This window comes from Pseudomonas sp. MWU12-3103b (assembly GCF_023100615.1).
GTDB lineage: Bacteria > Pseudomonadota > Gammaproteobacteria > Pseudomonadales > Pseudomonadaceae > Aquipseudomonas > Aquipseudomonas putida_A.
The window spans coordinates 48,166-71,240 of the sequence record NZ_JALMEY010000008.1; the positions used below are offsets into that span (position 1 = coordinate 48,166).

A 23,075-nucleotide genomic window follows, 5' to 3' on the forward strand; every position below is an offset into this window, starting at 1 on the left:
GGTCGCCCCTTTTTTATCGCGCATGTCAGCCGCGCTTGCGGGCCAGTGCATTGCGCACGCTTTCTCTCGACATCCCCGAGCGCGATGCCGCCGCAGTTTTCTCCACGGGCGCCGCCGCCAACTGCTGCTTGCGCTTCAACACCTGACTCCAGCGATAACCGAGATAACCGGCCGCCGCAAAAAATCCCAGCCAACCAGTGATCAGGTTGACCACCGTCCACAGCCCAAGGGTGATCAGTACGGTTTTCCAGGTGAACAGCTTCAGGTTGTTGTCGACGGGCACCGTTTCAACCGGTGCCTGCTGCGCCACTGGAATCTGCTGCACTCCATCCAGATCAAAGCGCAATGAGAAATCCGCCCCCGGTACCTGGACATTTATCTGATTGCCTTCAGCGGTATGCACCCGCACTTCGCCATTGACGACCGACACCGAACTGAAACTGATCTGGGTTTCGTGATGAATCTCGCCGTTGACCAAGGTCACGACCGTTCGTTGTTCGCCATTGGGGGTGTCGCGCATGTCGATTCCTTGAGAACTCCACGTCGGACGACGTGCGAAGGGAAATCCGTTGGGCTCGAATGCTACTGAGTGGCCATCAGGCTGTCCAGAAACAACCCGGTCGAGGTTTATGGAAAGCTTGCTTTACATAAGGAAAAATTTTAGCAAGTATGTAAAGGGTCTTTTACACAGGAAGTTGAAGAATGAACCGGTACTACCTTGAAATGGGCGCGGCGTTGATCCTCTATATGCTGGTGTTGACGGCCTCAGTGATCGCTACGCAATACCTGACGGATGCCAACATGATTCTGCGTTCAGCCGTCGCGCTGACACCGATTATCCCGGCAGGATTGATGTGCTGGAGCATCGTGCGCAACATGCGGCGCATGGACGAAATGCATCTGCGTATACAGTTCGAAGCGCTGGGATTTGCCTTCGCCGCCTCAGCGCTGCTGACCTTCAGTTACGGTTTTCTGGAAAACGTCGGCGCCCCACACATACCGTGGACTTGCGTGTGGCCTGTGATGGGCGCCATGTGGATTCTCGGCCTGCAAATCGCGCGACGTCGCTACCAATGAAAAATCGCCTCAAGGCACTCCGCGCCGAGCGCAACTGGTCGCAGGTCGATCTGGCTGAACGCCTCAAGGTGTCGCGCCAGACGATCAACGCCATCGAAAACGAGCGTTATGACCCTAGCCTGCCACTGGCGTTTCAGATTGCCCGGGCGTTCGAGCTACCGATTGAAAGCATCTTCGACGACGGTTTGGACTGATCGCCGAATTGGCTGACGGTGGGCGCTGTCTGAGAGGTGTCAGCTCCCCGCGCCACCATGCGCCTCTTCAAAAAAGTAATCCTTCCAACTGTCAGCCTTGTTCTTCAGCACGCCCAGTTCCTGCAATTTTTCGGCATAGCTAAACGTGCGCTGCGGCACTACCGTGAAGTCGATTTCCGGGTCTTTGACGATCTGCTCGACCAGCGCCAGCGGCAGCTTGGACTGTTCGACGCGGATGTACGCCTGGGCGGCGGCGGGCTTGTCGGCCTTGATGATTTTTTCCGCTTCGGCCAACGCGTCGTAGAACGCCTTGTAGGTCCTGGGATTTTCGTCGTGGAATTTTTCCGTGGTGTAGAGCACGTTGAACGTGGCCTGACCGCCGAGCACGTCGTAGGAACTCAGCACTTTGTGCACGTTGGGGTTTTGCAACGCCTGATACTGGAACGGCGGGCTGGAGAAGTGCGAGTTGATTTCCGAACCACCGGCAATCAGCGCCGCCGTGGCGTCCGGATGCGGCAGGCTGACCGAGATGTCGTCAAATTTTTTGTACTGGTCATTGCCGAATTCCTTGGCCGTTTCGATCTGCAGGGTCCGCGACTGGAACCCCACGCCCGCCGCCGGCACGGCGATGCGATCCTTGTCACTGAAATCCTTCAGGGTCTTGATGTTGGGGTTGTTGGTCAGCAGGTAATTGGGCATCGAGCCGAGCGAGGCAATCGCCTTGACGTTCTGTTTGCCACGGGTGCGATCCCACACGGTGAGCATCGGCGGCACCCCGGCGGAGACCACGTCCAGCGCGCCGGTCAGCAGCGCTTCGTTCATCGCAGTGGCGCCGGAGATGCTGTTCCAGTCGACCTTGATCTCCAGCCCCTGCGCCTTGCCGTGTTTTTCGATCAACTGCTGATCACGCACCACATCGAGAATCAGATAACCGATGCCGAATTGCTGGGCGATGCTGATCTTGCCTTCGGCCTGAGCGCCGGTGCTGAACAGCAGACTGCCTGCCAGGGATGCGGCCAACAGAGTCAGCGCAGAACGTTTGAACGGTATGGCCATGACAACCTCGCAGCAGGGTGGATTGCTGAAAGGCCGAACTCTATCGCTATAAAAAACAGAAATTAAATACCGTTATCGAATATCCATAGCACGCTCACGTTTGCCATCGTGCGCCGGTTTAAACAGCCTGAAACAATAAATCTGCCACCGGTTACAAGCTGGGCGTCCGTCGCTAGCGGGCTGACACCAACGCCAGTCACGGCCTCAAGCCCTGCGCCGCGCTTGCGAGAGCGGATCAGCCGGGTGTTTAAAAGGGCGATCAGACAGCCCACCCTTGGTATCATCGCGCACACTTTTATGACGGTTTGATGGCTGGAAGGTCTTTGTTTGTGAGCGTTTTATTGCGTTGGTTACGGCAGCCGCATGCCCGCCTGTTTTCCCTGATTCTGCTGGTGCTGATCGTACCGGTGTGCCTGCGCGCGGCGTTGGGCTGGTCGTCGTCGCTGGGCTATTTATCCGACCTGGCGATTGGCAGTTTGCTGGTGCTGTTGCTGCATCGCCGCGCGTGGTGGCTCGCGTTGCCGTTGCTGCTGTTCTGGGGGGTGCTGGCGGTGGCGACGGCCGAGTTGGTCAGCGCTGTCGGCCGACTGCCGAACCCGTCCGACCTGCATTACCTGATTGACCCGCAGTTCGTGGAAAACTCCACCGGTGGCGGTTTCGCCCACCCGGCGTTGGGCGCCGCCCTGTTGCTGGCGCTGCTGCTCTGGTTGCTGACGCGCTTGGCCAATCGCACGCAAACCTCTGCTGCCCTGCCCCGCGCCGTGTGGGCCGCACCGGCGCTGCTGTTCGCCGCGCACTGGGGCGTGCAAAACCAGTGGCCAAGCGAGGAAGATCCGTGGCGCCTGTACAACCTGCCGCATCAGTTGCTCGCCTCGCAAGTCGCCGAGCTGCAGTTGCAGGCCGAGGAATGGCTGGACGGTGACGTCGAAGAGCCCGCGCCACAGATGGCCGGGTTGACCGATCTGGATCTCAATGGCCACAAGCTGCTGGCCGCACCGGGTCAGGCGCGCAATGTGCTGATCATCGCCCTGGAAGGCATCCCCGGCGCGTACATCCGCGCCAATCGCGAGGCCATCGGCAGTCATTATCAGGAAGACCTGATGCCCCATCTCAGCCGCTGGGCCGAGCGCGGCATGAACACCCCGGATTACGTGCTGCATACGCACCAGACCATTCGCGGCCTGTACGCCATGCTCTGTGGCGATTACGACAAGCTCAACAACGGCACGCCCAAAGGCGTGGAAATGCTCACCCAGCAGGAGCGCAATCAGGCCTGCCTGCCGGCGCAGCTGCGGCAAAACGGCTTCAGCACTCATTACCTGCAAGGCGCCGGTCTGCGTTTCATGGCCAAAGACAAGATCATGCCGCACATCGGTTTCGATGCGACCCATGGTCTGGAATGGTTCACTAACGCCAATTATCTGGAGTTTCCGTGGGGCAAGGATGACAAGGCGTTCTTCGAAGGCGCGCTGGATTACGTCGGCCAACTGAAGAAGCAGAAGCAACCGTGGATGCTCACCCTGCTGACTGTCGGCACCCACCAGCCCTACTCCGCGCCGGAAGACTACCTGGCGCGTTACGAGACGCCGAAACAGGCGGCTGTCGGTTACCTCGACGATGCACTGGAGCAGTTCCTCAGCGGCCTCGAACGTCAGGGCGTGCTCAAGGACACGCTGGTGGTGATCACCTCGGACGAATCCCACGGCATCGACGGCGTGCGTCTGGCGTCGTCCTGGGGTTTCAACCTGACCCTGGCCCCGGAACATGAGCAACTGCCGCGACTGAATGCCGGGGTCTACGGGCATGTCGATCTGAGCGCGTCGATCCTCGATTATTTCGACCTGCCGGTGCCGTCAGCGCTGAGCGGCCGTTCGCTGTTCCGCGACTACGACAGCGGACGCGAAATCATGTCCTACACCAACGGCAAGCTGCGCTACCACAATGGCCAGGGGATCTTTTCCGAGTGCGACATGCCGCGCCGCTGCCGCTACTACGAAAGCGCCGGGTTCATTGCCGAGCGCGCCACCTTCAAGGGCAATGAAAGCAGCCAGCAGGCCCGACAGATTGCCGCGCGGGCCATGGCGCTGGACCTGTCGCTGCTGCGCACCCCGCTCAATCAGCGTTACCAGTTCGGCAGCAACAACGTCATCCCGCTACAGGCGCAGATCAAGGATGACTGGGCCGATAACCTGATCGGTGCGCAATACCTGGAAATGCCCAAGGGCTCGCACACCCGCGTGCGCCTGACCGTGCGCTCGGTGGACCCGCAGCAGGCGGCGTACATTCAGCTCAAGGCCAAGGAGTTCGAACAGGACGTGCAACTGGGCCTGCCGACCGAGATGGTCGCCACGGCCGATCAGCCGCTGGAGATGGATTTCAGCTTCGACAACCCGCAGCAACGCAAGGCTTTCTCGTTTCATTTGCTAGGTTATGGATTGGGTGCGGTCGAGGTCACGGATTTCAGTGTGATTACTGAATTGCCGGGGCAGGAAGATCCGCTGGATGCGTTGCCGGATGATGAGACTGTGCAATCGAGTTGAAATCAGGGAAGGGACGGATTGGCTGGATCCGTCCCTTGACGTTTACTCACGGAGCTTAATTTCAAATTTACCTGTTACTTTCCCATCATCAGAAAAATCAAAATCGATATCACCTGAAACAGCGTATGGAAATCCTTCTCTTCGTAAAAACGTCACCCTTGCCCGCCCTGACTTAATAAGCTGGTAATTGCCATTGTCATCAGCGGTCCAACTCAAGTCACCCTTGTAGCACTCCACATCATGAGGGCCGTCTCCGACCAGGCTCCGTGGAACGCAGAAAGCAACATGACCTCGTTCATTGTCGTCAACTCCAATAATGAAAAAGTCGTTTCTTGCTACATAGAGTACCGCGTTCCCCTTCGTCGCAGACACGAACGGTCTTTTACCAACAGATGCATTGAAAACACCGTCGGAGACGTGACCAACCTCCTGCAACAGCGCATCAAGTTGCTCCTTTGTATTAATTGATTTGTTCATCCGAATGCATTCCAAAATAGTTTTATAGTGATGATTGGCTCTCAAAAATCTTGAGACCGTTGCTTCCGCTGACAAAGCTAATGCGCCATTACTTCGAGCGCTACTGTCATATCTGACAGGCCGCTAGCCCAATTCGAAATAAAAAGTTCAATATTTAAAATCATTAACGGCGCTATCAAACCAGTTTTCGGCAAAGTATCAGGCAGCTATGGAATAGACCCGCGTTACCAGGGTCTCGAAAGACTGCGCCTATCACGCCCCAATAGTCGGCCTATTAGCTGACTGCCCAAGTCGGGTCTAGCCTTACTAGTCCGAAGCCGGCACGAGCCGGCCGCACAAGACCTGATAAGGACTCGAACATGGCAAACGAATCGAAATGCCCGTTCAACCACGCCGCCGGTGGTGGTACGACGAACCGTGACTGGTGGCCGAATCAACTGAACCTGAAGATCCTCAGCCAGCACTCGCCCAAGTCCGATCCGCTGGGCAAGGACTTCGACTACGCCAAAGCCTTCCAGAGCCTGGACTTCCAGGCCCTGAAACAAGACCTGCGTGCGCTGATGACCGACTCGCAGGACTGGTGGCCAGCCGACTTCGGCCACTACGGCCCGCTGTTCATCCGCATGGCCTGGCACAGCGCCGGCACCTATCGCACCTCCGATGGCCGTGGTGGCGCCGGCTCCGGGCAACAGCGTTTCGCTCCGCTCAACAGCTGGCCGGACAACGTCAGCCTCGACAAAGCGCGGCGCCTGCTGTGGCCAATCAAACAGAAATACGGCCGCAATATTTCCTGGGCCGACCTGATTGTGCTCACCGGCAACGTCGCGCTGGAGTCGATGGGCTTCAAGACCTTCGGCTTCTCCGGTGGACGTCCCGATGTGTGGGAACCGGACGAAGACGTCTACTGGGGTTCGGAACGCGAATGGCTCGGCGGCGACAGCCGTTACGGCAAAGACAAGTCAGCCATGCAGGAGCCCGGTGACGGCACGCTGGTGGCCGAACCGGACTTGCACGGCAAAGAGCAAAGCCGTACCGATCAGGGCGAACGCAATCTGGAAAACCCGCTCGCAGCGGTGCAGATGGGCCTGATTTACGTGAACCCGGAAGGCCCCGAGGGCAACCCGGATCCGGTGGCTTCGGGCCGCGATATCCGCGAAACCTTCGGCCGCATGGCCATGAACGATGAAGAAACCGTTGCGCTGATCGCTGGCGGTCACGCCTTCGGCAAGACCCACGGCGCAGGCCCCGCCGACAATGTCGGGCCTGAGCCGGAAGCGGCCGGCCTGGAAGAACAGGGCCTCGGCTGGCGCAACGCATTCGGCACCGGCAAAGGCGCCGACACCATCACCAGTGGCCTCGAAGTCACCTGGACCACGACCCCGACTCAGTGGAGCAACAACTACCTGGAAAACCTGTTCGGCTTCGAGTGGGAACTGTTCAAAAGCCCGGCCGGTGCGCACCAGTGGAAACCGAAAAACGGCGGCGGCGCAGGCACTGTTCCACATGCGCATGATCCAAGCAAAAAACTCTCGCCGACCATGCTCACCTCCGACCTGGCGCTGCGTTTCGACCCGATCTACGAGCCGATCGCCCGCCGTTTCCTGGCCAATCCTGACCAATTGGCCGACGCCTTCGCCCGCGCCTGGTACAAACTGATCCACCGAGACATGGGCCCGCTGTCGCGCTACCTCGGCCCGGAACTGCCGAACGAAGAACTGCTGTGGCAAGACCCGATTCCCGATGCCACTCACCCACTGATCGACAGCAATGATGCGGCGGCGCTGAAAAGCAAAGTGCTGGCGTCCGGTCTGTCGGTGTCGCAACTGGTGTCCACCGCCTGGGCCGCGGCCTCGACATTCCGTGGTTCGGACAAACGGGGTGGCGCCAACGGCGGACGTCTGCGTCTGGCCCCGCAGAAATTCTGGCAGGCCAACCAGCCGGAGCAACTGGACAAGGTGCTGAAGACCCTGGAGGGCATTCAGAACGAGTTCAACGCCGGATCATCCGGCAAGAAAGTCTCGCTGGCGGATCTGATCGTGCTGGCGGGTAACGCCGGGGTCGAGCAAGCGGCGAAAAACGCCGGGCACTCGGTCTCTGTGCCGTTCAATCCAGGACGCACCGACGCGACTCAGGAGCAAACCGATGTCGAGTCGTTTGGTTTCCTCGAACCGATTGCCGATGGTTTCCGCAACTACAGCAAGGGCAAATACACCGTGTCGGCCGAGGCGCTGCTGATCGACAAGGCGCAATTGCTCACCCTCTCCGCTCCGGAAATGACCGTACTGGTCGGTGGTCTGCGGGTATTGGGGGCGAATGTCGGGCAGAGCCGGCATGGCGTGTTCACCTCGCGCACGGAAACCCTGAGCAACGACTTCTTCACCCACCTGCTGGACATGGGCGTGGAGTGGAAGCCGACGTCAGCGGCAGCGGACGAGTTCGAAGGACGCGACCGTAAAACCGGTAGCGTGAAGTGGACGGCGACGCGGGTTGATCTGGTGTTTGGTTCCAACGCGATCCTGCGCGCGCTGGCCGAGGTGTATGCGAGCTCTGACGCGAAGGAACAGTTCGTCAAAGACTTCGTGGCGGCGTGGGCCAAGGTGATGGAGCTGGATCGATTCGACCTGAAATAACAGAAAACGCAAAAACCTGTGGGAGCGGGCTTGCTCGCGAATGCGGTATACCAGTCGACATCTCCGTGTCTGACACACCGCTTTCGCGAGCAAGCCCGCTCCCACATTTCGTTATGCGTTACGCCAGGCTTTTGCTCACCACTTCATATACATCGCTGGACAGCTGACCGGAAGCCAGAATCCGCTCCAGCTCAGCCTTCATCAACGCCTGACGGGCGCTGTCGTATTTACGCCAGCGGGTCAGCGGCGCCAGTTGCCGCGAGGCAATCTGCGGGTTGAAGCCGTTCAGTTCGATCACCAGATCCGCGAGGAAGCGGTAGCCCGAACCGTCGGCGGCGTGGAAGTTGATCAGGTTCTGCCCGGCAAACGCGCCGACCAGCGCACGCACCTTGTTCGGGTTCTTGATGTTGAACGCCGGGTGCTGCATCAACGCTTTGACCCGCGCCAGACCGCCCGGCAAAGTGCTGCCGGCCTGCACGCTGAACCACTGATCCATGACCAGCGGGTTGTCCTTGAAGTGCTCGGCGAAGGTCGCCAGCGCTTTGGCCTTCTGTTCTTCGAACGGCGAGTTGACCAGCACCGCCAGCGCGGTGAGGCGCTCGGTCATGTTGTCGCTGTTTTCGAACTGTTCCTGCGTAGCGGCCAGCACTTCGGGCTTGCCGCTGAGCATCAGGTACGACAGCGCAATGTTCTGCAGCGCGCGACGGGCAAAGTGTTCAGCCTCTGCCACGTATGGCGTCTGCTTCGACAAATCGCGGTTGGTCTGATAACGCAGCCACAGCGCTTCGAACAGGTTGTCCGCCAGTTGCTTGCGGGCAAACTCGCGAGCGGTGTGGATCGCCTCGACATCCGCCACTTCGCTGATTTCGGTCAGATACGCTTCGCTCGGCAGCGAAAGCATTTCGGCGACCATGGCCTGATCCAGCGACTCGTCGGACAGCACGGTTTTCAGCGCCGAGATCAGACGCGGATCGAGCACCAGGCTCTCGCCCTTCTGCTGCTGGGCGATCAGCTCCTGCAGGACCTGCACCGACAGCTGCTGACCGGCATCCCAGCGGTTGAAGCCGTCGCTGTCGTGCTGCATCAGGAACATCAACTGATCGCGGTTGTACGGGAAGCTCAGTTTCACCGGTGCCGAGAAACCACGCAGCAACGATGGCAGCGGCTGTTCAGCGATGTCGACGAAGGTGAAGGTCTGCTCAGCCTCGGTCACCGAGATCACGCGGGTGGTGCCCTGGGCCGACGTTTCACCGGCCAGACGCAACGCGATCGCGTGGCCTTTGCTGTCGAGCAGACCGAGTTCGACCGGGATCACGAACGGCAGTTTTTCCACTTTGTCCGGGGTTTCCGGGCAGCTCTGGCGGAAGGTCAGGCTGTAGGTTTTCGCCGCGGCGTCGTAGGACTCGCTGACCGCCAGACGCGGCGTCCCGGCCTGGCTGTACCAGCGTTTGAACTGGGTCAGGTCGACACCGTTGGCATCTTCCATGGCCTTGACGAAGTCGTCGCAGGTCACGGCCTGGCCATCATGGCGTTCGAAGTACAGGTCACTGCCCTTGCGGAAGCCTTCGGCGCCCAGCAGGGTGTGAATCATGCCGACCACTTCCGAGCCTTTTTCGTACACGGTCAGGGTGTAGAAGTTGGAAATCTCGATGAAGCTGTCCGGGCGCACCGCGTGGGCCATGGGACCTGCATCTTCGGCGAACTGGTGAGTACGCAGGTACGCCACGTCCTGGATGCGCTTGACCGTGGCCGAGTTCATGTCCGAGGAGAAACCGGCGTCGCGGAACACGGTGAAGCCTTCCTTGAGCGACAGCTGGAACCAGTCGCGGCAGGTCACGCGGTTGCCCGACCAGTTGTGGAAGTATTCGTGGGCGACGATTGCCTCGACCCGCTGGTGCGCGGCGTCGGTGGCGGTTTCGGCGCGGGCCAGCACGGCGCTGGAGTTGAAAATGTTGAGGCCCTTGTTCTCCATCGCGCCCATGTTGAAGTCGTTGACGGCGACGATCATGAAGATGTCCAGATCGTACTCGCGACCGTAGACCTCCTCGTCCCAGCGCATCGACTTCTTCAGGCTGTTCATCGCGTGCTGGCACTTGTCGATGTTTTCCGGCTCGACGTAAATGCGCAGTGCAACATTGCGATTGGTCATGGTGGTAAAGGTGTCTTCGACACACCACAAATCACCGGCCACCAGCGCGAACAGGTACGCCGGTTTCATGAACGGGTCTTCCCAAGTCGCCCAGTGTCGGCCGTCTTCGCCCGGGCCGGAGGCAATCGGGTTGCCGTTGGACAGCAGCACCGGATAGCTGTGCTGCTCGGCGACCACCGTGGTGGTGAACTTGCTCATCACGTCCGGGCGGTCGAGGTAATAGGTGATCTTGCGGAAGCCTTCGGCTTCGCACTGGGTACAGAACATCGTGCCGGACTTGTACAGGCCTTCCAGCGCGGTATTGGTTTCCGGATGGATCCTGACGCTGGTGTCGACGGTGAAGCTGGCGCTGGCCGGTTGCAGGGTCAGGGTGTTTTCGCTCAGCTGATAATCGCCGGCGCTCAGTTCCTGGTCGGCCAGGGTTACCGACAGCAGCTCCAGTTGCTGGCCGTCGAGCACCAGCGGCGGCAGGCCCGGGCCACGCTCCGGGTTGCGGCGCATCACCAGTTGCGCGTGGACCAGGCTGTGGTCTTCGAACAGCTCGAAGGTCAGGTGCGTCTCGTCGATCAGGTACTCGGGCGCCTGATAGTCTTTCAGGTAAATCATCTTCGGTTGTTCGGTGCGCATGCTGGAATCCTTATTGATGCACGGCGAGCTGATAGGCCGTGTATTTACGAATGTTGATCACGCCGGTGTCAAAAATCAGGTACTGCCCCTTGATTCCCAGCAGCGTGCCTTCGGCAATCGGGTTCTTGTCCAGGTTGAAGCTGACGATTTTGGCCGGGTATTGCTCGACCGGATAGCGGATTTCGAGAGGTTCTACATCGGCAATCGTCTGAATTGCTTGTAGGCCGAATCGCTGTTGCAGGCCTTGCAAGCCCTCGGCGCAGCTTTCGAACAGCTGGTCGCGCACTTGGGCCAGATCCACCGCCGCCGCATCGCCCTTGAGCAACGCGCGCCAGTTGGTCTTGTCGGCCACCTGGCTGCGGAACAGGTCTTCGACGAAGCCCGACTGCTGGCGCGTCGATACGCGCATGATCGGCAGCGCCTGACTCGCGCCCTGATCCAGCCAACGGGTCGGCAACTGCGTGGCGCGGGTGATACCGACCTTGATCCCCGACGAGTTGGCCAGATACACCACATGATCAGTCATGCAGAACTTCTGCCCCCACTCAGGCTCCCGGCAGGTACCGGCCTCGAAGTGACAACGCTCCGGGCTCATGATGCACAGATCGCACTGCGCCAGTTTGGTCATGCACGGGTAGCAGTAACCCTGACTGAAACTGGTTTTGGTCTTGCGCCCGCAATGGGTGCAATGAATCGCCCCCAGGTACTCCAGACGCACCGTGGTGCCGATCATGGGGTTGACCGGCACCTCGACGTCATCCAGACGAAACGCGTATTGCACATTCGGCCCGTCCAGGCGCGCCGACATTTTGCTGATTGCACCGCGGCCAATCTCGATCAATGGATGGCATCCGACTTGAACAGGATGTTCGGTACTTCGATCGACTTCGACGCACATTCCTGCGGGCCCATGTAACCGGTGCGCTGGTCTTCAGGCAGGTTCTGGATTTCCCAGGCGATCATCGCCTGCAGCGACAGCTCGCGCTGTTCGGCGGTGAGTTTGCCGCCGTCGGACCACTTGCCGATTTCCACGGCCAGTTTCAGGCTCTCGTAGATGTCCGGGGTGATGTTTTTGATCATGTCGTTAAAAGAGGACATCAGGGTCTCCGTGCTCTTTATTCACTTAAAATTTCAGGCGGCCAGTTTACGGCGGTTATACAAACCGCCCAACAAACCGGTGAAGCATCCGATGAGTAACCCGCTGACGTGCGCGGCGTTGGCGATCTGGCCGAAACCGATCATCGAGACCAGTCCGGACATGCAAATCACCAGCCACACCAGCATCATCACCAGCACGCCACGCGGCAGGCGATACGCCGGGTTCGGCGCCAGCAACTGGAAAATCCAGCAATGGCCGAGCAAACCGTAGAGCACGCCGGACAAGCCGCCAAACAGGCTCGGGCCGCTCCAGGCAAACTGCGCGTAGTTCGACACCAGGCTGAACAGCAGGGTCAGACCGAGCAGGTTGATGCTGCCCTGACGTGACTCGATGCGCCGCCCCAGCTCCCAGTACCACATGCCGTTCATGGCCAGGTGCAGGATGCCGAAGTGCAGCAGCATCGGCGTGAACAGGCGCCACCACTGCCCCGCCGCCAGGCTGTCGGCCAGCGGCGTGAACTGGATGTACTCGCCGACCACGCGGAAGTCGAGGAAGGTCAGCCAGCGAATGGTGTCGAGGTTGTCACCCAGATAGGTCAGGCCACCGACCAGCAGGCTCAGCAGCAGGATAAACCCGGTGGCCTTGGCGTGTTTGAGTTGCTCGGCGAAGCTCGGACGCTTGAAGGTCGGCGCCAGCGGGATGTCCAGTTGCTGATCGGGGTCACCGGCCGGGAAGCGCTCGTACAGCGAACGCACGTCCTCGCTGATTTCCGAAGGCGCCCACAGCACCTGCTCGCCCGCCTCTTCGCTGACTCGATGCGGCACCTGCATCCGTTGCAGCAGCTTGACGAAACCGCTCAGATCCACCGCCAACGGCAGACGCAATACCGCTACCGCACTCATTGCAGCACCTCCGGCCGTTCGACATCGACCCAGACAAATTTATGCGGATCCAGACGTGTTTCCTGATCCAGACGATAGGCCACCAGTTTGCCGTAGAGCACCGCGCTGTAATCGAGACACGCGAGGTTCGGGCGGATCGGCGCCGGTTTGCCGCTGCGCCAGTAGTGGCCGACGAACAACAACGGCTCGTCAATGCCGTAGCGCAGCAGATTGTTTTTTTCGCTGGAGGTCAGCGGCTTCTGCGCCACCGGCTCCGGCAGCGCATCTGGCTGGAAGACGATGTCGCCGTAGGTTTTCGGGTCGTCTTCCCAGAATTTGGTGCGGAAGAACGAACGCACCAGACCGTCGCCGCTGGTCATGGTCAGACCATCCGGCAGGCGCATGTCGGTGCCGCGCAGCAAGCGGTCGAATACGGTGCAGGCGAAACTGCCGGGCACGGCCGAGGCCTGGAGAAAATGCTCGTCGATGCGCGCATCGGGAAACAGCCCGCGTAACGGTTCGATCAGGCTGGCATCCCAACAGGCGTGCACCACACGGAAGCGCCCGGCATCAACCACCAGCGGCAGCTCGTAGAACCAGTTGAGGAAATCATGCCAATCGCCCGGATGGTCTTCGAACTGGGTCAGGGTTTCCTGCAGCAGGCGTGCATGGCGCGGCGTGTGCTCTCGGACGAACTGCTTGCCGCTGCCCGGCAGCGCCGGCGTGCTCCAGCCCAGTGCGTTGAATTCGTGATTGCCCATGATGCACAGCGCCTGCCCGGCCTCGACCATGTCGTGGACGATGTGCAATGCCTCGCGGATTCGCGGGCCACGGTCGATGATGTCGCCGACGAACACGGCCATGCGCGATGGATGCCGCCAGACCCCGCCCTGCTTGTGATAACCGAGACGGTCAAGCAAGTGTTCGAGGGTCAGGGCGCATCCGTGCACGTCACCAATCAAGTCATAACTGCGCGCGGGATCGAGCATCAGTCGCCTCCACCACCCAACTTGCTGCCCCAGCCGAGCTTGGTCCGGCAGACTTCGTAGTAGTTGTGGTCGAGCGGGTGAATCAGCCGCAGCTTCTGCGCTTTTTTGCTCACGGTGATGGTGTCGCCCGGCGCGCAGGTGAAGTGGTTCTGCCCGTCGCAGGAGACTTGCGGGTAAATCTGCATGTTTTTCGACACGACGATTTTCAGCTCACTGTTGCCATCGACCACAATTGGCCGGCTCGACAACATATGGGGGTACATCGGCACGATCACAATGGCATCGAGCTTGGGATGCATGATCGGCCCGCCAGCGGACAGCGCGTACGCGGTGGAACCGGTCGGCGTAGCGACGATCAGGCCGTCGGCCTTCTGGCTGCAGACGAACTGGCCGTCGATGTACAGCTCGAACTCGATCATCCGCGTCGATTTGCCCGGGTGCAGCACCACGTCGTTCAGCGCATCGCCCTGGCCAATGGCCTCGGCATGCCGGCGAACTTCGGCTTGCAGCAGGAAGCGGTTTTCCACCAGATAATGGCCGTCGAGCACCTTGGCCACTTCAACTTCCAGCTCATCGGGGCGAATGTCGGTGAGAAAACCGAGGCTGCCACGGTTGATCCCCAGCACTGGAATATTGTGCTTGGCCAGCGCCCGCGCGGCGCCGAGCAGGCTGCCGTCACCGCCGACGACGATGACCATGTCGCAGACTTCGCCGAGCATCTTGCGTGACGAGGTTTGCAGGCCATGGCCCGGCAGGACTTCGGCGATGGTGTCTTCGAGAATCACGTGCAGGTGACGATCGAGCAGAAAGCGTTTCAGTCGGCGGACGGTATCCAGCACCTGGGAACTGCCCAGGCGACCGATGATGCCGATATTACGAAATTGCTCCATGGGACCTCTGCGGACAATCGAAAACGCGAAAAACACGATTATGGGCGAAAGCCCGCCATAGACAAAATCCTTTCAGCCACAAGGGTGCGCGCGTGTTTAAGGCTATGCTCGCAAGATGATCCTGTTTCCCGACCTGCTCCAGTTGCCACACCAATTACGCCATCCCGAAGTGCGTGACCTGGCGTGGGTGATTCTCGCCCCGCCAATGCTGGCCGCGACGCCGTGGCCGCAGCGCCATCCGCTGGCCGGCAGCGACTGGGTCAGTGATCCGCAGCGCCTGGAGCACTGGCTGCGGCAACTTGATCGTGACAGTTATGGTTTGCTGCACTGGCTGTCGCAGGCGCGTACCCGGCGGCTGGGCCTGTATTACGAACGGTTGTGGCAGTTTGCCGTGCAGCATGCGCCGGGCATCGAGCTGATTGCCGCCAACCTGCCGATCCGCCGCGAAGGCCACACCCTCGGTGAACTGGACATGCTGCTGCGCGACCGCGACGGCGTGCATCACCTTGAACTGGCGATCAAGCTCTACCTCGGCCCGCAGGAAGGCGACGGCCACGACCCGGCGCAATGGCTGGGGCCGGGTTGTCATGATCGACTGGACCGCAAACTGGCGCATCTGGCCGAACACCAACTGCCGATCTCGGCGCGCCCGGAAAGTCGCGAGGTGCTGGCGAAGCTGGATATCGAGGTGTTCAGTGCGCAGTTGTGGCTGGGCGGTTATCTGCTGTACCCGTGGCCCGGTCAGGCCGAACCACCGAAAGGCGCGCATCCGCAGCACCTGCGTGGCAGTTGGCTGCATCAGAAGGATTGGCCGGCGTTCGTCGCTCAACGTCCGGCCGGGCGCTGGCAACCCCTGCCCCGCCATGCGTGGCTGGCGCCGGCACACTACCCGGCGGATCAGACCTGGAGTGCTGAACATCTGCAGATGTGGCTGGACGACCTGGAACCGACGGCCCCGGCGCAACTGCTGGTGCGCCTGACCGAGAATGCGCAGGGCGAATGGGAAGAGGCGGAGCGGTTGTTTCTGGTGGCGGATCTTTGGCCGAATGTGCCGGGCCAGGCCTGAGTTTCTGCAGTGCCTGGACCGGCCCTTTCGCGAGCAAGCCCGCTCCCACAAGGGGATGGCATTCCAATTTCTACATTTGGAATGCTGCTCAAAATGTGGGAGCGGGCTTGCTCGCGAAGGGGCCAACGCGTTCTAGATGGATAACCGCAACGCCAAAGCCGCCAAGGTAATCAACAACACCGGCACCGTCAGGACAATCCCGACCTTGAAGTAATACCCCCAACCAATCCGGATATCCTTGCGCGCCAGCACATGCAGCCAGAGCAAGGTCGCCAGGCTGCCGATCGGGGTGATTTTCGGCCCCAGATCGCTGCCGATCACGTTGGCGTAGATCATCGCTTCCTTGATCACACCGCTGGCCTGACTGGCATCGATCGACAACAAGCCGATCAGCACTGTCGGCAAGTTGTTCATGATCGATGACAACAGCGCCGTCAGCACCCCGGTGCCCAGCGCCGCGCCCCATACGCCGTACCCGGCGAACACATCCAGCCAGCCAGCGAGATACCCAGTCAGCCCGGCATTGCGCAGGCCATACACCACCAGATACATGCCGAGGGAGAAAATCACGATCTGCCACGGCGCTTCTTTCAACACCTTGCGCGTGGAAATCTTGTGGCCTCGGGCGGCGATCCCCAGCAGCAGCGCCGCACAGACCGCCGAGATCGCGCTGATCGGGATGCCCAGCTGTTCGAGGAAGAAGCAGCCGATCAACAGAATCACCAGCACTACCCAACCGGCATAGAATGTGGCCTTGTCGTGGATCGCCGTGTGCGGCTGTTCGAGCTGTTCGGGGTCGTAAGCCTTGGGAATGTCGCGCCGGAAAAACCACATCAGCACGCCAAGCGTCGCGGCCACGCTGACGAAGTTGACCGGCACCATCACCGCCGCATAGCGGTTGAAGCCGATGTGAAAGAAGTCCGCCGAAACGATGTTGACCAGGTTCGACACCACCAGCGGCAGGCTCGCGGTGTCGGCGATGAAGCCGGCGCCCATGACGAACGCCAAGGTCGCCGCCGGGGAAAAGCGCAGCGCCAGCAGCATGGAAATCACGATCGGCGTGAGGATCAGCGCCGCGCCGTCATTGGCGAACAACGCCGATACCAGCGCGCCGAGCAGCACCATGAAGGCAAACAGCTTGCGCCCACTGCCCCGCCCCCAGCGCGCCACGTGCAGCGCGGCCCAGGCGAAGAAACCGGCTTCGTCGAGCAACAGGCTGATGATGATCAGCGCAACGAAGGTGCCGGTGGCGTTCCAGATGATCTGCCACACCAGCGGAATATCGCTCAGGTGCACGACGCCGAAGATCAGTGCCAGCACGGCGCCGAGCGTCGCGCTCCAGCCGACCCCGAGGCCTTTGGGTTGCCAGATGACAAGGGTGATGGTCAGCAGGAAGATCAGTGACGCAGCGAGCATTCGCGACAGCCTTCAATTATTCAATGAGTGGAGATCCAAATGTGGGAGCGGGCTTGCTCGCGAAGGCGGTGTGTCAGATGACAACTTTGTGTCTGACACACCGCCTTCGCGAGCAAGCCCGCTCCCACAGGATCTCTGTTTTATCGAAGCTCTGACCAGATTATTTTTTGTGTTGTTCCACAAATTTCCCATACGCATTGATGAAATTCTGCAGGAACGGTTTCACCGACTCGCTCAACTTGCCCGCCTCGTCAAACGCCGAACCCGCGCCACCCAGATACGCTTCCGGCTGCTGCATGCACGGCACATCGAGAAACACGAAGGACTGACGCAAATGCTGGTTGGCGCCAAAACCGCCGATCGCCCCCGGCGACACGCTGATCACCGCACCCGGTTTGCCGCTCCAGACGGCTTTGCCATACGGCCGTGAACCCACGTCAATCGCATTCTTCAAAGGCGCCGGCACCGAGCGGTTATATTCCGGGGTGACGAACAGCACCGCGTCGGAAGAACCGACTTCCTGGCGGAAAGTGCTGTAGGCTGCCGGCGGTGAATCGCCGTCGATGTCTTCGTTATAGAGTGGCAGGTCGCCAATCTCGACAATCTTCAGTTTGAGGTTCGCCGGTGCCAGTTCGGCCAGCGCCAGCGCGACTTTGCGGTTGATCGATGCTTTGCGCAGGCTGCCGACGACTACAGCGACGTTGTAGACATTGCTCATGGAAGACTCTCGACTGTCGGTGGGAAGAGCCAGTAGTTATAGATGATTCGATGACAGTTTCACCAGCGAGCAAGGGAAATTCCTGCGCGCTGATTATTTTTTTCCTGTAGGAAAACTTACAGGGCTTGATGACGGTCTACCAAGCCGCAAATCAAGCGTTTTATCTCCAGAGGTTCTAAGCAGATGGCAGCAGTACTCGTCGGTCAGTTCCATGCAAGAGATGCGGAAGGCCGCGTTTATTCCGTGCATGAGTTCCAGGAATCCACCCCGTCGGCAGACGGTTCCACTGGCTCGGAGCCGATTTACAAACTGGCCATTGGCGATCGCGTCAACAAAGTCAGTGACACCGAGTTTCTCCTGGTTCAGTCAGGTATCACCCTGACCCGTGAGCCTGAGACAACCGTCGCGTCATAACTGGCCGTTATGAGCAGAAGTCATATGCGCAGACTTGGGGTAGGATTCAGCCACTGACCCCACCTGCTGAACATGGACTTCACGCATGCGTTTACGTCATATCGAAGTGATTCAGGCGCTCTTGCAGACCGGTCACCTGGGCACCGCCGCCGAATGGCTGCAGCTCCCGGTGACCGAGGTCGAAGAGCGTTTGCGCGAAGCCGAGAGCGAGTTGGGGTTCATGCTGTTCGCCAGCGTACGCGGCCGGCTGCAATCGACGCCTGAAGCGCGGGCGTTGCAGGTGGAAATCGCTCACGTCTATGAGGCACTGGAACCGGTGCAGCGTCTGGCCAGCAGCCTCAAGCAATACCTCGCCCCGCCCCTGCGCATCATCGGCACCCCGCCGCTGGCGCAACAGCTGTTGCCGCAAAGTATCGCGCTGCTGCGCCGACGCTTGCCCGACGCTCCTTGCCGCTTGCTCAGCTCTCCGACCTGCGACATCGTCCGCAGCCTGCTGCTGCGCGAAAGCGATCTGGGCCTGAGCCTGCACGATCCGGAACACCCCGACATCCACTGCCAGCCATTGGCCCACGGCAAGCTGCAACTGCTCGCGCCCCACGGCTGGCTGCAACCGAAGCAGAAATACATTTCCCTGCAGGATCTCGCTGGCCAGGCAATGGTTGGCCTCGAAGGCCACGACCCATTGAGCCCGGCGCTGGAGAACAAACTCCAGGCCCTACGCCCGGCGCCGAGCATCCAGACCCGAGTGCAAACCCATCAGATGATGCGCAGCATGGTCGAGGCCGGCGAAGGCCTGGCCATCGTCGACCCGTTCACCGCCCTCGGCGCGCGGACGAGCGGACTGGATGTCAGCCCGTTGTCACCGGCGGTGCCGATCAGCCTGTATGCCCTGACCTACCGACACAGCGCCACGCCGACAGCGATTCAGACCCTGCTGACGATTGTCACGGAACAAGCCGAGGCGATGCTGGCGAGCTGAGCGGGTTTTCCAGCGGGTTATCGAACAGCCGGTACCAGAACAACGCAATTTCCGCAGTGTTCGGATCAATCCCGCGATAACGCAAATGGTCGATACCGCCAATCTCGTAGCCACAACGCTCATACAAACGACAGGCGCCGAGGTTGTTGTTCTGGGTTTCGAGCATGATCCCCGGCAGTTTTTTCTTGCGACTCCAGAACTGCGCGACATCCAGCAACGCCTTGGCCACACCATGCCGGCGCGCCGGTGCGTGCACCGCCAGCTCATCGATATGGGCGAAGCCATTCCAGTTAGTGCTGATCACCAGATGACCGACCGGCTCATCATCGAGATACGCCATGAAAATCGCGCTGTCGGCGGCATCGCGATAGCTGCTGAACTCTTCAGGGTCGATGCCATAGCACTTGCGGTACGGCACGATCGGCGTCACCGCCCAGCGCTCGACCGGTTGGCCAATGACGGCGGCACCGTACGCGGCGACCTCGAAACTGAAGTCGCTGCCCCAGATGTACGCCGCGAAACCATCGTCGGCGACGCGCACCGACAGCCCTGGGTATTTCGGATTCATGACCGGTTGCATACTCGGAAAAGTCCTCATTCCTTGACGCAATCGACGGTGTACTGCCGTCCATTGCCCTCGTCTTCATGTTGCAGTCCATGCACATCAGCGACAAAACCGGGGAAGCTGCTGTCGAACGTGCGGGCAAACTTCAGGTAGTCAATGATCGAGCGGGTTGCCTCGGTAAAGCGCTCGCCGGGCATGATCAATGGAATTCCCGGTGGATACGGCACCAGCATCACCGCCGCGATCCTTCCTTCCAGCTCATCGATCGGCACCGCCTCGACTTCGCCGCGCACCAGATGATCATAGGCATGGGCCGGCTTCATGGCGATTTCCGGCAGCACCGTGTACATGCGTTTGAGATGTTTGGCCGTGGCATTGCTGCGGTAACAGGCGTGCAGTTGATCGCACAGGTCACGCAGGCCCATGCCGCGATAGCGCGCGGTGTCTTGCTGCGCCACGCACGGCAGGCAGGTCGCGAGACTGACGTTGGCGTCGTAACTGCGCTTGAATTCCAGCAATTCGGTGAGCAGCGTGCTCCACTTGCCCTTGGTGATGCCCATCGAGAACAGCACCAGGAACGAATACAACCCGGTCTTCTCCACCACCAGCCCGCGCTCCCAGAGGAACTTGCTGACCACCGCCGCCGGGATGCCCTTCTCGCTCAGCGCGCCACCGGCATTCAACCCGGGCATGACCAGGGTCACTTTGATCGGGTCGAGCAGCACATAGTCGTCACTGACTTCGCCGAAGCCGTGCCAGTCGGCATCCGGCTGCAACAGCCAGTCTTCGGTCTGCACCCGATCGATGCCTTCGACGCCGGGCGGCTGCCAGATCGAGAACCACCAGTCATCTGCCGCAATGTGCTCGCGCAGATTGGCCAGCGCCCGGCGAAAACTCAGCGCCTCATCGAAGGTTTCCTGCAACAGCGAACGCCCGGCCGGGCCTTCCATCATGGCCGAGGCCACATCCAGCGAAGCGATGATGCTGTACTGCGGCGAAGTCGAGATGTGCATCATGAACGCTTCGTTGAAACGGTCACGGTCCAGTTGCCGCGCTCCGCCGTCCTGCACATGAATCATCGAGGCCTGGCTGAACGCGGCGAGCAGTTTGTGGGTGGAGTGTGTGGTGAACACCAGCGGGCTGTCTTCTGTGCGCGAGGTGGCCATGCCATAGCGCCCGGCGAAGAACTCGTGAAACGCTGCGTAGGCGTACCACGCCTCATCGAAATGCAGGACTTCCACGCTGTTGCCCAGGCTCTGTTTGATCAGCTCGGCGTTGTAGCACAGGCCGTCGTAGGTCGAATTGGTCACCACCGCCAGTTTGACTTTCGGCGCCCGGCCCTTGGTCAGCGGGCTGGCGTCGATCTTGGCCTGAATCGATTCGCGACTGAATTCGCTCAGCGGAATCGGGCCGATGATCCCCAGCTCATTGCGCTCCGGGCACAGGTACAGCGGGATCGCGCCGGTCATGATGATCGCGTGCAGCACCGACTTGTGGCAGTTGCGATCGACCAGCACCAGATCATCCCGACCGACCATCGAGTGCCAGACGATCTTGTTGGCGGTCGAGGTGCCATTGATCACGAAAAACGTGTGATCGGCGCCGAAGTTGCGCGCCGCACGTTCTTCGGCCTCAGCCAGCGGGCCGGTGTGATCGAGCAGCGAACCGAGTTCCGGCACCGATACCGACAAGTCCGAACGCAGGGTATTTTCGCCAAAGAACTGGTGAAACGCCTGCCCCACCGGACTCTTGTGATAAGCCACGCCACCGCCATGCCCGGGGGTGTGCCAGGAATAGTTGGAGTCGGCGGTGTGCTGCACCAGCGCCTTGAAAAACGGCGGCAGCAGACCGTCCAGATACTTGCGCGCGGCCCGCGCCACTTGCCGCGCCAGAAACGGCACAGTGTCTTCGAACAGGTAGAGAATGCCGCGCAGTTGATTGAGCTCGGCCATGGCATCGGCGGGGGCGTTTTCCAGGGTGACTTGTTCGCCGAGGGCAAAGATCGGCAGATCCGGCGCCCGCACTCGCGCCAGACCGATCAGTTCAGCCATGTTTTGGAGTAGATGCGAGTTGGTGCTGGCGTCTTCGGCAGCGATCAGCATGCACGCCAGACCATGATGGGTGGAGGCCACCAACCGCCCTTCGGTGTAGTCGATGGCCGAAACGATATTGAAACCTTCCTGCTCCAACTCCCGGGCGATGCCACGGATACGGTCACCGGCGACCGTGTCGGCCTTGATGTCGCGGTGGACGATCAACACCGGAAACTTCAAATCTTTGTACATGAGGCTCAGTGTCCCGAGGCGGCGGATCAAAGTCTGCCAATGCACTCAGGGTAGAGGGTTGCAGCGAAAGTGGCGAGGGTGGCCAGTTGGCTTCATTCAGCCTGACTCGGCTTTTGTGGCGAGGGAGCTTGCTCCCGCTGGGGCGCGAAGTGGCCCCCAGTATTCGTTCAGCATCAATAGTGCATTCAGGTTTTATGACTGCTTCGCAGCCAAGCGGGAGCAAGCTCCCTCGCCACAGAGGGGGTCAAGCTTGAGCATCAGCCTCGGCAATCTGCGTCCACAGCGCCGGGCCACCGGCGGATTTGGCGATGATTTCCAGCCGCGCCATATGCGCCGCCAGTTCATCTTCCGTCGCCCGAATGATCCGCGCAGGCTGACGACTCGCCGGCAGACGACGGATTTCCGTGGCGGAGTTGTCCGCGCCCTCGCCCGTGCCATTGCCGTCGGAAGCGTTGCCGGCCAGCGACAGGCTGGTCTGGCCACCGGTCATGGTCAGGTAGACGTCGGCGAGAATCTCCGAGTCGAGCAAGGCGCCGTGCAGTTCACGGCCGGAGTTGTCGACGCCATAACGTTTGCACAAGGCGTCGAGGCTATTGCGCTGCCCCGGGTGACGTTCCCGGGCCATCATCAGGGTGTCGAGGATGGTGCAGTGCTGCGTGATGTCAGCGCGATCGTGCTGACCCATCAAGGCAAATTCGTTGTTGATGAAGCCAACGTCGAACGCCGCGTTATGGATGATCAGTTGCGCGCCGTTGATGAACTCGAAGAACTCGTCGGCCACTTCGGCGAAACGCGGTTTGCCGACGAGGAATTCGTTGGTGATGCCGTGAACGCCGATCGCGCCTTCGTCACTCTCGCGATCCGGTTGCAGGTAGACGTGAAAATGCCGGCCCGTCAGGCGCCGACCGATCAGTTCGACACAGCCGATTTCAATGATCCGGTGACCATCGGTCACCGGCATGCCGGTGGTTTCGGTATCGAGTACTACTAACCTGTTAACCATAAAGAGTAAATAACCTCGAC

The 23,075-nt window shown here is 60.4% G+C and carries 21 protein-coding genes; 7 read left to right on the top strand and 14 right to left on the bottom strand.

What is annotated here, in order from left to right:
• Window positions 1-25: 25 nt before the first annotated feature.
• Complete coding sequence (locus M0808_RS14050; protein WP_098968295.1) at window positions 26-520, bottom strand: hypothetical protein; 495 nt, start codon at window positions 518-520, stop codon at window positions 26-28.
• 182 nt (window positions 521-702) lie between these two features.
• Between M0808_RS14050 and M0808_RS14055 the strand changes: the two genes are divergently transcribed.
• Window positions 703-1,077 (top strand): hypothetical protein, encoded by a 375-nt coding sequence (locus M0808_RS14055; protein WP_003224193.1) that lies wholly within the window; start codon window positions 703-705, stop codon window positions 1,075-1,077.
• The gene (locus M0808_RS14060) at window positions 1,074-1,271 is read left to right on the top strand and encodes a helix-turn-helix transcriptional regulator (protein WP_098968294.1); all 198 of its coding nucleotides are present in this window, start codon (window positions 1,074-1,076) and stop codon (window positions 1,269-1,271) included. Before M0808_RS14055 ends, M0808_RS14060 begins: the two co-directional genes overlap by 4 nt.
• Before the next feature lie 39 nt (window positions 1,272-1,310).
• Here the strand turns inward: M0808_RS14060 and M0808_RS14065 are convergent, their stop codons facing one another.
• The gene (locus M0808_RS14065; protein WP_247841525.1) at window positions 1,311-2,327 is read right to left on the bottom strand and encodes an ABC transporter substrate-binding protein; all 1,017 of its coding nucleotides are present in this window, start codon (window positions 2,325-2,327) and stop codon (window positions 1,311-1,313) included.
• 308 nt (window positions 2,328-2,635) lie between these two features.
• On the opposite strand from M0808_RS14065, the gene M0808_RS14070 reads away from it, so the two are divergent.
• Window positions 2,636-4,867 (top strand): LTA synthase family protein, encoded by a 2,232-nt coding sequence (locus M0808_RS14070; protein ID WP_247841527.1) that lies wholly within the window; start codon window positions 2,636-2,638, stop codon window positions 4,865-4,867.
• A 42-nt stretch (window positions 4,868-4,909) separates the two neighbouring features.
• Here M0808_RS14070 and M0808_RS14075 read toward each other — a convergent pair whose 3' ends face one another.
• A complete protein-coding gene (locus M0808_RS14075; RefSeq protein WP_247841529.1) occupies window positions 4,910-5,344 on the bottom strand; it encodes a hypothetical protein in 435 nt (144 codons plus the stop codon).
• A gap of 359 nt (window positions 5,345-5,703) precedes the next feature.
• Between M0808_RS14075 and katG the strand changes: the two genes are divergently transcribed.
• Window positions 5,704-7,974, top strand: a complete 2,271-nt coding sequence (gene katG / locus M0808_RS14080; protein WP_247841531.1) for a catalase/peroxidase HPI — start codon at window positions 5,704-5,706, stop codon at window positions 7,972-7,974.
• Between the two features lie 118 nt (window positions 7,975-8,092).
• On the opposite strand, the gene pepN is transcribed toward katG, so the two are convergent.
• The 6 genes from pepN to M0808_RS14110 are packed head-to-tail and all read right to left on the bottom strand — an operon-like array spanning window position 8,093 to window position 14,609.
• Entirely contained in the window at window positions 8,093-10,750 is a 2,658-nt protein-coding gene (gene pepN / locus M0808_RS14085; protein WP_247841533.1) for an aminopeptidase N, read from the bottom strand.
• A gap of 10 nt (window positions 10,751-10,760) precedes the next feature.
• A complete protein-coding gene (locus M0808_RS14090; protein ID WP_027613137.1) occupies window positions 10,761-11,591 on the bottom strand; it encodes a DUF2797 domain-containing protein in 831 nt (276 codons plus the stop codon).
• Window positions 11,588-11,848 (bottom strand): DUF1315 family protein, encoded by a 261-nt coding sequence (locus tag M0808_RS14095; RefSeq protein WP_003224178.1) that lies wholly within the window; start codon window positions 11,846-11,848, stop codon window positions 11,588-11,590. The genes M0808_RS14090 and M0808_RS14095 overlap by 4 nt, the downstream gene beginning before the upstream one ends.
• A gap of 33 nt (window positions 11,849-11,881) precedes the next feature.
• Entirely contained in the window at window positions 11,882-12,751 is an 870-nt protein-coding gene (locus M0808_RS14100) for a rhomboid family intramembrane serine protease (RefSeq protein ID WP_247841535.1), read from the bottom strand.
• Window positions 12,748-13,719 carry a metallophosphoesterase gene (locus M0808_RS14105; RefSeq protein ID WP_097087910.1) on the bottom strand — a complete coding sequence of 324 codons (972 nt, stop codon included), beginning with the start codon at window positions 13,717-13,719 and terminating at the stop codon, window positions 12,748-12,750. The genes M0808_RS14100 and M0808_RS14105 overlap by 4 nt, the downstream gene beginning before the upstream one ends.
• Window positions 13,719-14,609 carry an NAD(+) kinase gene (locus tag M0808_RS14110; protein WP_003224174.1) on the bottom strand — a complete coding sequence of 297 codons (891 nt, stop codon included), beginning with the start codon at window positions 14,607-14,609 and terminating at the stop codon, window positions 13,719-13,721. Before M0808_RS14110 ends, M0808_RS14105 begins: the two co-directional genes overlap by 1 nt.
• Window positions 14,610-14,724: 115 nt before the next feature.
• On the opposite strand from M0808_RS14110, the gene M0808_RS14115 reads away from it, so the two are divergent.
• Window positions 14,725-15,675 carry a DUF1853 family protein gene (locus tag M0808_RS14115; protein ID WP_247841537.1) on the top strand — a complete coding sequence of 317 codons (951 nt, stop codon included), beginning with the start codon at window positions 14,725-14,727 and terminating at the stop codon, window positions 15,673-15,675.
• A 132-nt stretch (window positions 15,676-15,807) separates the two neighbouring features.
• On the opposite strand, the gene M0808_RS14120 is transcribed toward M0808_RS14115, so the two are convergent.
• Entirely contained in the window at window positions 15,808-17,091 is a 1,284-nt protein-coding gene (locus M0808_RS14120; RefSeq protein ID WP_098968286.1) for an arsenic transporter, read from the bottom strand.
• 160 nt (window positions 17,092-17,251) lie between these two features.
• Entirely contained in the window at window positions 17,252-17,809 is a 558-nt protein-coding gene (locus M0808_RS14125; RefSeq protein ID WP_027613142.1) for an NAD(P)H-dependent oxidoreductase, read from the bottom strand.
• Between the two features lie 183 nt (window positions 17,810-17,992).
• On the opposite strand from M0808_RS14125, the gene M0808_RS14130 reads away from it, so the two are divergent.
• Both M0808_RS14130 and M0808_RS14135 read left to right on the top strand, forming a co-directional pair.
• On the top strand, window positions 17,993-18,223 hold the full coding sequence (locus tag M0808_RS14130) for a hypothetical protein (protein WP_007965845.1): 231 nt from the start codon (window positions 17,993-17,995) through the stop codon (window positions 18,221-18,223).
• A gap of 85 nt (window positions 18,224-18,308) precedes the next feature.
• Entirely contained in the window at window positions 18,309-19,202 is an 894-nt protein-coding gene (locus M0808_RS14135; protein WP_247841539.1) for a LysR substrate-binding domain-containing protein, read from the top strand.
• On the opposite strand, the gene M0808_RS14140 is transcribed toward M0808_RS14135, so the two are convergent.
• The 3 genes from M0808_RS14140 to dnaQ form a co-directional block, all read right to left on the bottom strand.
• On the bottom strand, window positions 19,168-19,782 hold the full coding sequence (locus M0808_RS14140) for a GNAT family N-acetyltransferase (protein ID WP_041067268.1): 615 nt from the start codon (window positions 19,780-19,782) through the stop codon (window positions 19,168-19,170). The genes M0808_RS14135 and M0808_RS14140 overlap by 35 nt on opposite strands.
• Before the next feature lie 14 nt (window positions 19,783-19,796).
• Entirely contained in the window at window positions 19,797-22,052 is a 2,256-nt protein-coding gene (locus M0808_RS14145) for an Orn/Lys/Arg decarboxylase N-terminal domain-containing protein (protein WP_096795962.1), read from the bottom strand.
• Between the two features lie 244 nt (window positions 22,053-22,296).
• Window positions 22,297-23,055 carry a DNA polymerase III subunit epsilon gene (gene dnaQ / locus M0808_RS14150; RefSeq protein WP_247841541.1) on the bottom strand — a complete coding sequence of 253 codons (759 nt, stop codon included), beginning with the start codon at window positions 23,053-23,055 and terminating at the stop codon, window positions 22,297-22,299.
• Window positions 23,056-23,075: the final 20 nt, after the last annotated feature.

Excerpts from the sequence above, each read along its gene's own strand:
- M0808_RS14060 (WP_098968294.1), top strand. The coding sequence starts at position 1,074 with ATGAAAAATCGCCTCAAGGCACTCCGCGCCGAGCGCAACTGGTCGCAG.
- M0808_RS14105 (WP_097087910.1), bottom strand. The coding sequence starts at position 13,719 with ATGCTCGATCCCGCGCGCAGTTATGACTTGATTGGTGACGTGCACGGA.
- M0808_RS14125 (WP_027613142.1), bottom strand. The coding sequence starts at position 17,809 with ATGAGCAATGTCTACAACGTCGCTGTAGTCGTCGGCAGCCTGCGCAAA.
- dnaQ (WP_247841541.1), bottom strand. The coding sequence starts at position 23,055 with ATGGTTAACAGGTTAGTAGTACTCGATACCGAAACCACCGGCATGCCG.
- M0808_RS14115 (WP_247841537.1), top strand. The coding sequence starts at position 14,725 with ATGATCCTGTTTCCCGACCTGCTCCAGTTGCCACACCAATTACGCCAT.
- M0808_RS14140 (WP_041067268.1), bottom strand. The coding sequence starts at position 19,782 with ATGCAACCGGTCATGAATCCGAAATACCCAGGGCTGTCGGTGCGCGTC.
- M0808_RS14095 (WP_003224178.1), bottom strand. The coding sequence starts at position 11,848 with ATGTCCTCTTTTAACGACATGATCAAAAACATCACCCCGGACATCTAC.
- M0808_RS14065 (WP_247841525.1), bottom strand. The coding sequence starts at position 2,327 with ATGGCCATACCGTTCAAACGTTCTGCGCTGACTCTGTTGGCCGCATCC.
- M0808_RS14070 (WP_247841527.1), top strand. The coding sequence starts at position 2,636 with ATGGCTGGAAGGTCTTTGTTTGTGAGCGTTTTATTGCGTTGGTTACGG.
- M0808_RS14145 (WP_096795962.1), bottom strand. The coding sequence starts at position 22,052 with ATGTACAAAGATTTGAAGTTTCCGGTGTTGATCGTCCACCGCGACATC.
- katG (WP_247841531.1), top strand. The coding sequence starts at position 5,704 with ATGGCAAACGAATCGAAATGCCCGTTCAACCACGCCGCCGGTGGTGGT.
- M0808_RS14075 (WP_247841529.1), bottom strand. The coding sequence starts at position 5,344 with ATGAACAAATCAATTAATACAAAGGAGCAACTTGATGCGCTGTTGCAG.
- M0808_RS14130 (WP_007965845.1), top strand. The coding sequence starts at position 17,993 with ATGGCAGCAGTACTCGTCGGTCAGTTCCATGCAAGAGATGCGGAAGGC.
- M0808_RS14135 (WP_247841539.1), top strand. The coding sequence starts at position 18,309 with ATGCGTTTACGTCATATCGAAGTGATTCAGGCGCTCTTGCAGACCGGT.
- pepN (WP_247841533.1), bottom strand. The coding sequence starts at position 10,750 with ATGCGCACCGAACAACCGAAGATGATTTACCTGAAAGACTATCAGGCG.
- M0808_RS14110 (WP_003224174.1), bottom strand. The coding sequence starts at position 14,609 with ATGGAGCAATTTCGTAATATCGGCATCATCGGTCGCCTGGGCAGTTCC.
- M0808_RS14050 (WP_098968295.1), bottom strand. The coding sequence starts at position 520 with ATGCGCGACACCCCCAATGGCGAACAACGAACGGTCGTGACCTTGGTC.
- M0808_RS14100 (WP_247841535.1), bottom strand. The coding sequence starts at position 12,751 with ATGAGTGCGGTAGCGGTATTGCGTCTGCCGTTGGCGGTGGATCTGAGC.
- M0808_RS14055 (WP_003224193.1), top strand. The coding sequence starts at position 703 with ATGAACCGGTACTACCTTGAAATGGGCGCGGCGTTGATCCTCTATATG.
- M0808_RS14120 (WP_098968286.1), bottom strand. The coding sequence starts at position 17,091 with ATGCTCGCTGCGTCACTGATCTTCCTGCTGACCATCACCCTTGTCATC.